The organism is Mesorhizobium sp. XAP4, from assembly GCF_029269325.1.
In the GTDB taxonomy this organism is placed as follows: Bacteria; Pseudomonadota; Alphaproteobacteria; order Rhizobiales; family Rhizobiaceae; genus Mesorhizobium; species Mesorhizobium ciceri.
Genome location: NZ_JARIXW010000005.1, coordinates 1 through 13,147, shown reverse-complemented (window position 1 = coordinate 13,147; position 13,147 = coordinate 1). Strand labels below are relative to the sequence as shown.

The window sequence follows — 13,147 nt, the reverse complement described above, 5'->3', positions numbered from 1 at the left end:
CCTTTGCCGGCCTATCGTCCTCCGCGCATGATCCCGTGCCGACGTGATGATCCAGCACCAGCCGCCATGGCACCAGAGGCTGGTCAAACCTCCGTTGTTGGCCGGTTTGGACAGTGCTGCATCAGGTCTCGACCGACGTCTCGACAGTCAGGGCTGCTTCGACGGGTGTGAAGATGTCAACATCGACCCCAGGCGCCCGAATCGTCACAATCAGGGCGTACCGAGCCAGAGCGTCGACGCGTTCCAGGTAAGGCTTCTCCTTCCACCAGCCCCCGACCGGGAACACGCCGATCGCGTCACGCTCGGCGAGATCGGCGGCGCTGCCCGACCAGAAATCGGCGTGCAACGAGCCGCGATCGCGGAAGGTGCCGAGCAGCCACTCTTCTCCGCCTCCAGCAGGCGCCCCTTCCTCCTCGTCCCGAGCGGCCTGATTGATGCGGGCTCGGAATTCGTCGACTGTCTCGGTCGCTGACTTTACTCTGAACCGAAGACCATGGGACGCGTAACGATGCCGGCGGGTCCATCCGCGTTCACCGGGGTTGGGTTCGATGAAATAGGACAGCGTGACGCGGAGCTCGACCTGGGCAGCGCCGAGCGCCGCGAGCTGCTCCTTCGGCCAAGGCAGGCGATGCAGCTTCATGTCACGCGTTTTGGCAGCCGCGCCGCCCTCGCGCTGGAAAGGCTGAAGCTCATCTTCAACGATAAGCGTGAGGTCGTTCACCGTTGACAGAAGCGCGCGCCCAAGATCTGGCACGCCGTAACCATAGCGCCGCACGAGCGCCTGGATCTCGCCCTTCGCTCCGTTGCACGCATCGATGCGTGCGCGCATCGCCGGAGTCCATTCGGCCGAGTGGACGATCAGGGCGCGAACCGATTCAGGCCACAGCTCGGGGCGCGCTGATAGAATTAGTCCCGCCATCCGTGCGGCATGGGCCGTTGCCGCGCTCGTATCTCCGAGGGTGGTGGAGTGGCGCAGTTCGGGTCGACAGAAAGTGGTCAATATCTGCAGATCGTCGATCGGCTCGCCGGGCAACACACCGTCATGGGCGAGATTGCCGCCTTCGAAGACGACCTCGGGCTTCACCGGCCACTGCCTGTCCCAAACGACCGAAGTGCGACTGCGCGGCGAGAGCTCGCCGACCGGCGCGATCGGAGCGTAGCCCGAAAAGTCGGTGTCAATGATATCGACCTTTTCTGTGAAAGCGCCGACCGTCAGCGCATTCCAGGCCTGAGAAGGATCATCGACTGCTTCCAGATCGTTGCGCGTCAAATGCTCGGCCGGCATGAGGTCATCGCCGATGTTGCCGGCAGAGAGAACGATCAAGCGTCGCTGTTCCTCTTCGAAACAGAGTTGGTCGATAGCGGCAGACCACGATGTGGGCCTTCCACGCGCCGGACTGGCGCTTGTCACAGCCATTGCGATCGCGCGGCGGCGCTCCGGCGCCTGCACCTCGGCGCGGGCGATCGCTTCCGCGGTGATCGCGCCATAGAGTTCTGGATCGTTTGCCTCGTCTTCTGGCGGAAGGATACGAACACTCTCCAGCCGCAAGGGCAATGGAACTGGATCGCCTCCGACCAGGAGCGGGACCAGATCACCGTACAGGCCGACACCTGCCATTCGCGTCCCGTGGCCGCTCCACGCAGGTGTGTCGTCGCTGCCCCATGCCGGTTTGACGGTGTGCCAGTCTTCAACGGCAAGTGCGGGTTCGATCAACGGGTGGGTGCGACGCACGCCGCTGTCGAGAATGCAGACCGCAATATCGGATTGAGGCGGTCTGACGCGCCCGAGAAGCTCGTCGCTCCAGTCCCTTTGCTCCGCGCCGCCAAGGCCCAGGAAGAAGGACGGCGTATCCTTCGCGCGCCGCAGCTCGGCGACGACATCGCTGTGCGCAATCATGCGGTCGAGCATTGCCGTGCTGGCGAGGGCCAGCATGACCACCCGCTCCGGAAACCTGACCGCATGCGTGCGCAAAGTGATGTTCAGGGCTTCGGCAATGTGCTCGAAGTTCTCGCGGCGACCGTCGCGCAGCCAGACTTCCCACCACACCTGCTCGTCAGCGGCCTGGGGGAAGAGGTCGTCGTGGTCGGTAAACAACGATCGTGCAGTCGCCAGCCTGACTGTCTCCATGCGGGAGACGAGCGGCTCGTTGCGCGGTCTGCCGCGGTCAGTATCAACGTCTCGATACGCCTCGACTTTCCGCAAATAATAGGCTTGCGCGCTTTGCGGCAGGAACACCGACGCTGTGATGGCGAAGGTGGATATGGGCGCGGTCGCGCGGAAAATCGTCTGCCATTATGATCTGTGCTGTCGCTACTCAAACAGCGACGCCTGCCGGCGTTCCTTCAGAGCGTCGATGAGCGCTTCCGAGGTGATCCGCTTCCCCCCCCGCAATATGATGGTTTTTGCAGCGTCGTCGGCCGCGCGCGTGATCTCGGCCTGCGACAGTCTCTCTGCCTGAGAGATCGCCTCGTTCCAGGCAAGCCCTCTGGTGTCGAAGCGGTCGAGTCGAGCCCGAAGCAGCGCCTCTATAATCGGCCGATCGGGCACGGCGTATTCGATGACATCGTCGAAACGGCGGAACAAAGCTCTGTCGAGCAGCTCGGGATGATTTGTTGCCGCAATAATCAGGCTGTGGCTGTCGTCTTGCTCGAGAAACTGCAGAAACGAATTCAGCACGCGCCGAATCTCGCCAACATCCTGGCGTTCGCCTCGACGCGCGCCGATGGCATCGAATTCGTCAAAGAAGTAGACGCCCCGCGTCGCCTGCATTGCATCAAAAACAAGCCGCAGCTTTCCGGCAGTCTCTCCCATGAACTTGGTGATCAAACCATCGAGGACGATCGTGAAAAGGGGCAGATGAAGCTCCCCGGCCAATGCCGATGCGGTCATCGTCTTGCCTGATCCTGGCGGGCCGACCAGAAGCAGTTTGCGACGGGGAACAAGCCCGTGCTCGCGCAAGCTTGCTTGTTGGCGCTGCTCTCCCAGCACGCGGTGCAGGCGCGAGCGCAGACTGTCCGGCAAAATCATGTCGGTCAGTCGCAGGTCCGGATAGCGCACATGCAGGAGCCCTGCGAGCTCGCCCTTTGGCTGAAAAAGGGGAACCGGCCGACTGCTCTTGACAATCCGGGCGTCCCTGCTCTTGGCTGCGTCGACCAGATCCTTGAGCTCCTGAGCAAGCTTACCATGGCCTTGACGTGCCTCATGCGCAGCAAGCTGCATCGCGATAGAGAGGAAACGATCCTCGTCGCCGGCAATGTGGCTTTTAAGCAGCGTCACGATATGGCGGGCCGTGGTCATGGCTCTCTTCTGGGGTATCCGTTTACTTGGCGAAGCGCATGCAACCTAAACGCTTTCAACGGCGATTTGTATCGCGCAATGGTGTTTTTTCTCTTGTCGATGTTCGCCCGTGGCAACTTCAGCGGTGAACTGTTGCGCCGCGGTCATAGGCCAGCCGGAATAACGCCGGCCAGCAGACAACAGTCCGCCATCTTCGAGCGCTCGAAGTCTGGCCACTCACGCAGCGTGTCGGGTCCGAACGCTCCAAAGCCGCCCCGCCTGGCAGGTCCATGCGACCGATTGCGGGCTGCGGCCATAAGGTCTACGCGGGGTCGCATGGCTGCCCGCGCCGCTGGCTAAAAAGCTGTACACCATCTCACGAAACACCAGGTCCGCTCCTTTGCCGGCCGACGGTCCATGAAATCCCCTCCCCACTCACGACACCGGAGACCTCCTTGCCCACATGGCGCTCAAGCACCGGCCGCCATGGCACCAGCGTGAATTCGCGCGACTTCTCAACGACGGCACATTTTCCGCTGGCAAGCTCGACGGAGCGGCGGAGCGTACCCTCTACTCGTCCTCCGGATCGCGCTTCGGCATAGGGCAGGCCAAGTTCCTCCGACAGTTGGCCAGCAACACGGTTCAGTTCTCGCTGGCGCAGGATCGAAAGCATGTTGGCTCGATAGACGATCCCATCCTGTTCTTCATGCGCGAGGCCTTGCGCGATCAGCCACTGCCGCCGGCGAGCTTGCGCCTCTCTCACGTCGCGGCCGAAGCCGGATCCGTGCAAAGGCTCGGGTCTATCGGCAACCAGCTCCCGGTCGAGCCAGGTGGCGCCGTTGAAGCTGACCTGTCGCTCCAGCGCCATTGAGGAGAGCTTGTCGGCAACGACAGGCTCGGCCCTGGCCCGCTGGCCCTCATAATTCGCGACGCGATCGAGATGGTCCGGCGCGATGAGCCAGGTGCCGTTCGGCTCTCGCTCGACGCCGCCGGTCGCGCGGCGGATCGCCTCCAGCCGCCGCACATGCGTTCGCGCAAAGCTCTCGGTGGCGGATGGGTCATGCTTCAGGTGCATATCGACGTCGTAGCGGCCGCCATGCGCGGCGGCGATTTCGGCGATGGTACGATCGACCTGCCTCGGCTCGGTGTTCCTTGGCGCGACACGCACGATGCAGCCATTAGGCATCGTTTCCATCGCCTCGCCTCTACCGATGTCGATCCAATGGCTCTTACCGTCGACGGCGTCCACGATCATGTAATGGCGGTCATTGATCTCGTCGGCCAGTCCACGCGCGACAACCCGACCGACGAGAGACTGGACGGGCTCGCCGGCTCGATCGTGGATCACCCAGTCGGCGGCACTGCGGGCAAGCCCCTTGCCGGCCAGTTCGCGGTGCATGGTCTTGATGATGTCGCCGCGTTCGCCGGTGCGGCGCAGCGTGGCTTCGAGCTCATCGTCGAGGCGCCAGGAACCAGCGCCGACCTCCGCGGCCAGACCCATCCGCTCGAGCTTGCGCAGCCGTCCCTGGTGCAGCGTCTGACGAATGGCGTCGGGACCGTCCGGCGAGACCAGGCCGTCATCATCACGCATGCTGAGCAGCCGACGGTCGATGCTGGTGAAGCGTTCCTGCTCCATTTCCCGGCGCAGGCGAAGCTCAATCTCGCGGTCGGTTCGCGGACCGAGATCGAGGCTGACCAGCTCGGCCGCCCGCTCGCGGATGCCAGATGAGATATATTCGCGCGCGATGACCAGGTTCTCGCCACGGTCGTCCCTGCCTCGGACGATGATGTGGCTATGGGGATGGCCGGTATTGAAGTGATCAACCGCGACCCAGTCGAGCTTCGTGCCGAGGTCTTCCTGCATCTGCGCCATGAGCCGCCGCGTCAGCGGCTTCAGGTCTTCATACTCGATGCCGTCTTCGGCAGCGACGATGAAGCGGAATTGGTGGCGGTCGCCGTCCGCGCGATCGATGAACGCCTTGCCGTCGACGCGGTCGCTGTCGGCGCCGTAGAGCTCGCCAGGCGCACCTTCTCGGGTGACGCCGTCGCGCTGAAGATAGCGTAGATGGGCACGCGCCCCGTCCGCGCCCTTGCCGGCGAGCTTGACGATCCGCGCCTTGACGATCACCCGGCGCTGGCGGAAGGCGGCATACCGGTCGCGCGATTTCAGCAGCTCCGCAGCCGCCCCGCCACGCCCTGTCCGGCTGCCCGTGAAGCGACCGCCGGGCTGGGGCTGGCCGCCGGCTCGGTTGACGGCTGCCCGGACTTGACCGGCATAGCGTTTGCCTGCCTTCGAGCCGCGCGACCCGATTTTGCCGAGCTTCGGCCTGAACTCGTCATCTGCCATGCGACCTCCCAGACATATCAAGCAAAATCAGACACTTACACGTCAAACCCTCTTGGCACCGGCGGCAGCCTCCTGGAAAAACGATGTGCAGACAAAGACTTAGCCGCCTCCTGGAGGCGGTGCCTTTATCTTGCCTTACGCGCCCAGCCCCCCAGCCCCGGTAAGCGTCCGGTCCCTGCACATATCTGAGGTAGTGCAATCTCGCGTCATGTCGGGTTCCTTCTTGTCGAGGAGGATGATCTGCGATGGCGCCCCGCCGCTCCTGGGACAAGGCTGACAACCCCTACTGGCGCACGCATGTCGGCAGCTGGTTTCGCAGCTCTCTGGAGGCGGAGGAATATTGCCGCCGGCACAAGCTTTCGACGGTGACCTTCGAGCGTTGGGCGCGCCACCTGCTGACGCCGAAAGACCTGCGTAAACGTGCGGAATATCTGCGGGAATTGTACGCGGAGAAGCAGAAGAAGCGCGCCAGGAATGCGCCTCGGCGGAAGCAAAACGCGCCACCTCGCCGCCGCTACGGCGCGCGCACGGACCGCGGTCCGCTTGCGCTGCATGCGTTCTGGGGAATGCATGTGGAGGCGATGAATTGGAGCGGCATGGGGCTCGCCGAGTATGCGGCGGCGCTCGATCTTTCGCCGCACGCGCTGCGCAGATGGCGCGATCGGTTCGAGGAATCCGGCACTGAAATGGACTGGCGGTCGCTTCTTCATCCGAGTACCCGGGCCCAATTAAGCAGCGCTGCTAATTGCGTACGGCGCAAATACCGCTTGACGCCTGGGGCTGCGGACGGTCGCTCGAACCGGCGCACCTTCACCAACGAGCAGAAGCGGGCGATCGTCGCGGAGACCGAGAGGCTGGCGTCGCCGTGGCGCAGGTCTGTCGCCGCCACGGCATTGCCACCAGCATGGCCTTCCGCTGGCGCGAAGAGTTCGGCCTGACTGCCCGCAAGGCGCCGCAACTGGCGATGGTCGCGCTCGCCGACGGCGCGGCGAACGAGTTGCCGGCACTCGCGGCGTTGCGCGATCTCGTGCAGCCGCCGGACGGAATGGTGGCAATGGAACTGGATATGGACGGCGCGTGTTCGCGCCGGCGGGCGCGACCACGGCCGCCGTGAAGCGGCAGCTCACTGGTAAGGAGAAGGCGTCATGATTGTCGTTCCGGCCGGCGTGAAAGTGCATCTGGCCTTGGGTCACACCGACATGCGAAAGGGCCTCGATGGCCTCGCGACGCTGATCCAGGAACACCTGAAGAAGGATCCGTTCTCGGGACATCTGTTCGTCTTCCGCGGCAAGAATGCCTCGCTTTTGAAAATCCTTTTTTGGGATGAAACGGGGCTGTGCCTGTTCACCAAGCGCATGGACCGCGGACAGTTCATGTGGCCGCGCCTGGCTGAGCCAGGCGGCTCGGTGACACTGTCGCCAGCGCAACTGGCGATGCTCATCGAGGGGATCGACTGGCGCACGCCGGAACGCTTCTGGCGACCGATGCTGGCGGGCTGAAATCGCCTCGTCGATTGTCGCGGAAAAGCCCGGAAAGCTTGGGTTTTTAGGCTGTTTATGATAGATTCGATCATGTTGATCGATCTCGAAAATCTGCCTTCCGACCCGCAGCTTTTGCAGCGTCTCGTGCGCGACATGGCGGCTGCGGTCGAGAGCCGCGACGGGGAGATTGAGCGACTTCAGTCGATCATCAAAAAGCTCCAGCGAGCGCAGTTCGGCCGCAGTTCCGAGCAGCTTGCCCCCGACCAGCTTGTGCTCGCGCTGGAAGACCTCGACGCCGATGTTGCTCGCATCCAGGAGAGCCGTCCGTTCGAAGTCAAACCGTCGGCGGAGCGGTCGTCCCATCGCAGATCGCTGCCTGATCATCTGCCGCGCGAGGACGTCCTGCTTGATGTCGGCGGCACAGTCTGCACGTGTTGCGGCGGCACCCTGCATGCCATTGGCAAAAACGTGAGTGAGATGCTGGATTGGGTGCCAGCGCAGCTTCGCGTGATCCGCACCACGCGTCCGAAATATGCTTGCCGGACCTGCGAGACGGTGGTGCAAGCGCCGGCACCGGAGCGGCTGATCGGCGGCGGCCTGGCCACGCCAGCGCTGCTCGCGCAGGTGCTGGTGAGCAAGTACTGCGATCATACGCCGCTCTATCGGCAGTCGCAGATCTTCGCCCGCAATGGTGTCGATCTTCCGCGCTCGACGCTCGCTGGATGGGTTGGCGGCGCCTGCTGGTGGCTCGAAGCCCTGCACGAACGCCTCGCCAAGAGCGTGTTCGCTTCCAACCATCTCTTTGCCGACGATACGCCGGTGCCGGTGCTCGATCCCGGTCGTGGGCGCACCAAGACGGGGCGGCTGTGGGTCTACGCCCGCGAGCAACGCGCCTGGGCTGGACCGGAGCCGCCGGCGGCGATCTATATGTTTGCGCCGGACCGCAAGGCAGAACGCCCGGCCTCGCATCTCGAGCACTTCAAGGGCGTGCTGCATGTCGATGGCTATGCCGGTTTCGAGCAACTCACCGGCAAGGGAGACATCGTTCTTGCTGCCTGTTGGGCGCATACCCGGCGCAAATTCTATGACGTGGCTCAGGCGACCAACGGACCGATCGCGGTGGAGGCCTTGCGCCGGATCGGCCAACTCTATGCCGTCGAAGCCGACGTTCGCGGTCAGTCGCCCCCGCATCGGTTGGCATCTCGGCGCATCCGTTCGAAACCAATCGTCGATGCCATGCGGGTCTGGCTCGAAGCGCAGCTTCCGCTCTTGCCAGGGCGCAGCACGCTCGCCGAAGCGATCCGTTACGCGCTGTCGCGCTGGGAGGGGCTGACGCGCTTCCTGCACGACGGTCGCACCGAGCTCGACACCAATCCGGTCGAGCGCGCGATCCGGCCGGTCAGTCTTGGCCGCAAGAACCACCTCTTCGCGGGTAGCGACGGCGGCGGTCATCGATGGGCGGTGCTGTGCTCGCTGGTCGAAACCTGCAAGCTCAATGGCGTCGAACCCTACGCCTATCTTCATGATGTGCTCTCGCGCATGGTTGACGGACCCCCATCAACCGCCTCGACGAATTGCTGCCGTGGAACTGGAAAGCGGCAAATCCTGTCAAGAGCTGAGCGACGTGCAAGAACCGGACGCTTACCAGCCCCGCCAGACGCGCCCCGTCCGCCCATGGCTAACGCACCGGCTCCCTCGGCTGCGCGCCGTCCTTGCCGAGCGGCACGAAGAGATCGCCGTTTACGCCGGCGTGAACACCGTCATGGATGAAGAACAGCGACCGTCCGAGAGGAGCGATTTGCGCCTTTGGAGCGACAGGTTTGCTTTCGAACGTCTCGATGTCGGCCGCCGAAACTCCGGCCGCCTTGAGTTGGTCGAGGTACTCAACGGTCTCTTCTGGCAGCGGTTTGCCACGCTTCAAATGCTCGTCGTAGCGCTCGGGACCGGCATTGTAGGCGCCAAACAGGCCAGGAAATCCGAAGCGGTCATACATGGCGCTGAGATAGGCCGTGCCGGCCAGGATATTGTCGCGCGGATCGTGCGGGTTAGGCCCAAGGCCGTGTTCGACCCGCATCTCCTCATAGGTGCCGGGCATCACCTGCATGAGGCCCATGGCGCCAGCGGGGGAGGTGATGGGGCGGCCGTCGCGCATCGTCTTGCCGCCGCTTTCGGCAGCCATGACGGCATAGATCCAGGCTTGGGGAATATGGAAGCGCCGGCTTGCTTCCGATACCAACGTCTGCCACTTTCGCAGCTGCGGACTTTGGGAAATGGCGACCGTCTCAGCGCCGGTCGAGGCGGAACAGGCGCATGGCGCAATGGCGATCATGCCCAACAAGAGGAGGGTCACTCGGTCCATAGTGGTACGAGCCTCCCGATGACATTTTGAGTGGGAACAGGCCCGAAATAGCGGCTGTCGAAGGAGCGGTTTTTGTCGCTGCCGAGCAGGAAAACCTCGTTGTCGCCGAGCGCTCGGCAGCCGTTCCACCATGGCAAAGGTCGGCCTTCGGCATCGATTTTGAGCCGGCGCGCGACGATGTCGCCGCCGATGATGATGGCGTCATTGAAGGCGCAGACATTATCGTCCGGCAGCGCTGCAAGACGTTTTGCCAGCGGCACATTGCGAGGCAGATAGCTGCGCTCGGCGGCGAGATACGCCGCGTATTCAGGCGGGCGCACGAGCACGAGATCGCCACGCGCCAGCGCTCCCGCAGCGATGCGGTAAAGGCCGATCGGCGCGCTGGCCGAGGCGTTCCAGACCAGCCAAGGGGTGGGTTTTGCCAGCGCCGTGAAGCCCAAAAGACCGAGACCGGCCGCGGCCAAGGCGACCGTCTTACGGGCTCGAACACGCCGCAGGCGGCTGCCGATCAGATGGATGGAAGGGCGCCGGCTCATGAACGGCCTCCCTTGCCGCCCTGGCCGGAACCGGCCTCGCCATCGCCGGCAGTGGAGTGCTGCGGGTGTCCTTTCGACCAATGGTCGAGTTCATCTATGTGATAGCGGACATATCGGCCGTGCTTGCGGAATTTCGGGCCGCCGCCCTTGAGCCGCATCTTTTCGAGCGTGCGCTGGGAGAGCCCGATATAGAAGGCGGCTTGGGCTGTGCTGAGAAACGGGCTGCCCTTTTTCGCGCGGGCCGCGCGTTCGTTTTCGTCTTCCATGATGATCCTCGTTTCGCTTCGGACAAGCGAGGGCGAGGATGGGCGAGGGAGATCGTCTCGGGGACGGGCGAAGAGTCGGGGGAGAGTTTTCGCCGCCCTTTAGGGCGGACGGGGTTTGGGTGGAACTCCTGGGAATGAGCCCCGCGCCGGGCTGCGGCGCGAGGCTCTATGTCGGCCGATCAGTCGGCCGGGTTCCAGATGATGGCGTAGGTGTCGTCATCGTCCTGGCCGGCGGCGCGGCCAAGATTGGCGTAGAGCTTGCGCGGTCCGAACTCCGGCGCTGCAATCGACAGGCTCACATAATCCTTGCCAGAAGTCTCGCCGGTGCGGATCCAGCCGGCGCCAACTTCGACCCCTTGCGTCAGCACCCGGAAGTCGGGATGGTTATCGGCGCTCTTGGCCTGGTTGGGGACGATATCGATGTCGGCGCGGACGCTGAGCGTCTTGAGCTGGCCCTTGTAGGCGCCGTTTTCCTGCTTGTTGACGTAACCGATCGCGGTCATTTCGAAGTCTCCTTTTGTGGTTTCGCCGGGGACCATCCCCTGCGATGGCGCACCGTAATGGGCGCGTCAGGGCCGCCTGAATCCGACAGGGCCGCAGCGACAGTGAATGACCCGAGCGGGCAGCTTTTTTGTGAGCGAAGCGGCGCGAGGAAGCCGCCGCAGGCGGCGGGGAAAAAAGCTGATGGCGCGAGGGTTTCGGGCGGCCGGACCCGCCCATAGGTCGACAAGCCAGCCGCAGGGATGGTCCTTGGAGAGAGCATGGAGACCGCTCGCCAAGTGCGGTCTGTCAGCCAAGCAGGACGCCGGGATGAAACGGCCTGCAAAGATGCTGCGCCCTTATGCCGGATCGAGATCGGGCCAGCGGGTCGGGCGCCAGAGCAGACATCCGGCATGGTGCGATCTATGAAAGCAGGGCTCGCCAGCGGGAATTTGATACGCGAAGGGGCCAAAGTAAGGCTGGATGAGAAGCCGGTGCTACCTGCAGGTCCAGTGTCATGTGGCGGCGCTCGGGAAACCGCTACGCAATGTGACGCGCTCTTATGAGGCGAACAGACCGGCCCCAAAACCGATCGACCGGTGGTCGGCGCGAAACGCGTCATGCCTGTCCGAAAGCTGACAGTGGCAGAAGACGCATGTCGGGTTCCGCACAATTGACCATGCTGGATTTGTGAGGTTTTCAGGGAGAGCCATGCGTTCACTTCCCAGTGAGCTTTGGCACCGCATTTGCTCTTGAGATGTGGCAACACGGATCGAAGGTTGACTGCATGCACAAGCGCGAGATGAGCAATGCTCTCCTTTCCTGGAGGCTTGGCAGCAGATTCGATTGTGACGTTGCGAGGAGCTTCAGCCACTCGCGGCGGAAGTGATCTCAAATCTGAAGGGACCGTTGGGGCCGCAGCTATCAAACCCATCTTTCTCTTTTTCGCAGCTCGTCTTCAACGCGATGCGGACTTCTTCTGGAGAAGGGCTCGACTTGCAAAAAGGAGTTGTCAATGACGTCTTACGTTCGCACCAACAGCCCGGCGCAGGTGCGCTCACTGTCCACCTTTGGCAAGCATCTGCAAAGGAGCGTGCTGACGGCGACGCTGCTTGCCGCGGCTTCGACGGGAAGTGAAGCGCAGCCCTATGTTCGTGCTGACGGCAGCACGACTGACGACTTGGAAGCGGCGCGAGCAAGTTGGCGTCATGACGCCGAATTCAATGGAAATGTGGGGCTCGCAGCCATCAACGCGGATGCCGCGTATGCGTTGGGTTCCACCGGGGAGGGGGCCAGAGCTCCTCGCCTGCCCTCGTCCGTCTTGACGAGTGCCCGCTTACAGCCTACCTCACTATCGCGTTAGCACTCGTCCATCGCGAGTGCTAACAAAAACCCCTCAACATCCGCACCAGGGAAAAATCCGAAAATGGCAAAGTCGAAGTTCCGCCCGCTGCATGACCGCGTGGTCGTTCGCCGGGTCGAATCCGAATCCAAGACCGCTGGCGGGATCATCATCCCGGATACGGCAAAGGAAAAGCCGCAGGAAGGCGAGATCATCGCCGTCGGCTCCGGCGCCCGCGACGAAGCTGGCAAGCTCGTCCCACTGGACGTCAAGGCCGGCGACCGCATCCTGTTCGGCAAGTGGTCGGGCACCGAAGTCAAGCTCAATGGCGAAGACCTTCTGATCATGAAGGAATCCGACATCATGGGCATCATCGGCTCATATCAGGCCCTTTCGTCAACTGAATTCCCGGGCTCGATTGAAGCCCCTGCCAGGAGCTAAAAATGGCTGCCAAAGACGTAAAATTCTCCCGCGATGCCCGCGAGCGCATGCTGCGCGGCGTCAACATTCTCGCCGACGCGGTGAAGGTCACGCTCGGCCCCAAGGGCCGCAACGTGGTCATCGACAAGTCGTTCGGCGCCCCGCGCATCACCAAGGACGGCGTCACCGTCGCCAAGGAAATTGAGCTTGAGGACAAGTTCGAGAACATGGGCGCGCAGATGGTCCGCGAAGTTGCTTCGAAGACCAACGACATCGCTGGCGACGGCACCACGACCGCAACCGTTCTGGCACAGTCGATCGTCCAGGAAGGCCACAAGGCGGTTGCCGCCGGCATGAACCCGATGGACCTGAAGCGCGGCATCGACCTCGCGGTAACCGACGTCGTTGCGACCCTGATCAAGAACGCCAAGAAGATCAAGACCTCCGAAGAGGTTGCCCAGGTCGGCACCATCGCCGGCAACGGCGACGAGTCGGTCGGCAAGATGATCGCCGAAGCGATGCAGAAGGTCGGCAACGAAGGCGTCATCACGGTTGAAGAAGCCAAGACCGCCGAGACCGAACTCGAAGTCGTCGAAGGCATGCAGTTCGACCGCGGCTATCTCTCGCCCTACTTCGTCA

The 13,147-nt window shown here is 63.2% G+C and carries 11 protein-coding genes and 2 pseudogenes; 6 read left to right on the top strand and 7 right to left on the bottom strand.

Features of this window, described 5'->3' with window-relative positions:
* Positions 1 to 121 precede the first annotated feature (121 nt).
* The 3 genes from P3C39_RS21405 to rlxS form a co-directional block, all read right to left on the bottom strand.
* Positions 122 to 2,236: a S8 family peptidase gene (locus P3C39_RS21405; protein ID WP_275955452.1), complete on the bottom strand. Its 2,115-nt coding sequence runs from the start codon at positions 2,234 to 2,236 to the stop codon at positions 122 to 124.
* A 75-nt stretch (positions 2,237 to 2,311) separates the two neighbouring features.
* The gene (locus P3C39_RS21400; RefSeq protein ID WP_126057775.1) at positions 2,312 to 3,298 is read right to left on the bottom strand and encodes an ATP-binding protein; all 987 of its coding nucleotides are present in this window, start codon (positions 3,296 to 3,298) and stop codon (positions 2,312 to 2,314) included.
* Positions 3,299 to 3,653: 355 nt separating this feature from the next.
* Positions 3,654 to 5,624: a relaxase/mobilization nuclease RlxS gene (gene rlxS / locus P3C39_RS21395; RefSeq protein ID WP_127327579.1), complete on the bottom strand. Its 1,971-nt coding sequence runs from the start codon at positions 5,622 to 5,624 to the stop codon at positions 3,654 to 3,656.
* Positions 5,625 to 5,869: 245 nt separating this feature from the next.
* Between rlxS and P3C39_RS21390 the strand changes: the two genes are divergently transcribed.
* The 4 genes and pseudogenes from P3C39_RS21390 (at position 5,870) to P3C39_RS21375 (ending at position 8,724) form a co-directional block, all read left to right on the top strand.
* Positions 5,870 to 6,562 (top strand): hypothetical protein, encoded by a 693-nt coding sequence (locus tag P3C39_RS21390; RefSeq protein WP_164762578.1) that lies wholly within the window; start codon positions 5,870 to 5,872, stop codon positions 6,560 to 6,562.
* Positions 6,529 to 6,738, top strand: a complete 210-nt coding sequence (locus P3C39_RS21385) for a hypothetical protein (RefSeq protein ID WP_346016453.1) — start codon at positions 6,529 to 6,531, stop codon at positions 6,736 to 6,738. Before P3C39_RS21390 ends, P3C39_RS21385 begins: the two co-directional genes overlap by 34 nt.
* Before the next feature lie 31 nt (positions 6,739 to 6,769).
* Positions 6,770 to 7,123, top strand: coding sequence for an IS66 family insertion sequence element accessory protein TnpB (gene tnpB / locus P3C39_RS21380; protein ID WP_127318491.1), 354 nt, complete (start codon positions 6,770 to 6,772; stop codon positions 7,121 to 7,123).
* Positions 7,124 to 7,195: 72 nt separating this feature from the next.
* A pseudogene (locus tag P3C39_RS21375) lies at positions 7,196 to 8,724 on the top strand (IS66 family transposase).
* Positions 8,725 to 8,783: 59 nt separating this feature from the next.
* Here the strand turns inward: P3C39_RS21375 and P3C39_RS21370 are convergent.
* The 4 genes from P3C39_RS21370 to P3C39_RS21355 all read right to left on the bottom strand — a co-directional run bounded on the left by P3C39_RS21370 (position 8,784) and on the right by P3C39_RS21355 (position 10,769).
* Entirely contained in the window at positions 8,784 to 9,464 is a 681-nt protein-coding gene (locus P3C39_RS21370; RefSeq protein ID WP_127318493.1) for a transglycosylase SLT domain-containing protein, read from the bottom strand.
* A complete protein-coding gene (locus P3C39_RS21365) occupies positions 9,452 to 10,000 on the bottom strand; it encodes a S26 family signal peptidase (RefSeq protein WP_127318495.1) in 549 nt (182 codons plus the stop codon). Before P3C39_RS21365 ends, P3C39_RS21370 begins: the two co-directional genes overlap by 13 nt.
* Complete coding sequence (locus tag P3C39_RS21360; protein ID WP_127318497.1) at positions 9,997 to 10,266, bottom strand: helix-turn-helix domain-containing protein; 270 nt, start codon at positions 10,264 to 10,266, stop codon at positions 9,997 to 9,999. The genes P3C39_RS21365 and P3C39_RS21360 overlap by 4 nt, the downstream gene beginning before the upstream one ends.
* Before the next feature lie 179 nt (positions 10,267 to 10,445).
* Entirely contained in the window at positions 10,446 to 10,769 is a 324-nt protein-coding gene (locus P3C39_RS21355; protein ID WP_008871905.1) for a DUF736 domain-containing protein, read from the bottom strand.
* 1,403 nt (positions 10,770 to 12,172) lie between these two features.
* Between P3C39_RS21355 and groES the strand changes: the two are divergent.
* Together groES and P3C39_RS21345 are read left to right on the top strand one after the other, a co-directional pair.
* Positions 12,173 to 12,466 (top strand): annotated as a pseudogene (gene groES, locus P3C39_RS21350) (co-chaperone GroES); the annotation flags it as partial.
* 65 nt (positions 12,467 to 12,531) lie between these two features.
* Positions 12,532 to 13,147, top strand: a 616-nt coding sequence (locus tag P3C39_RS21345; protein ID WP_275954415.1) for a TCP-1/cpn60 chaperonin family protein, incomplete at its 3' end; no start/stop codon positions are given.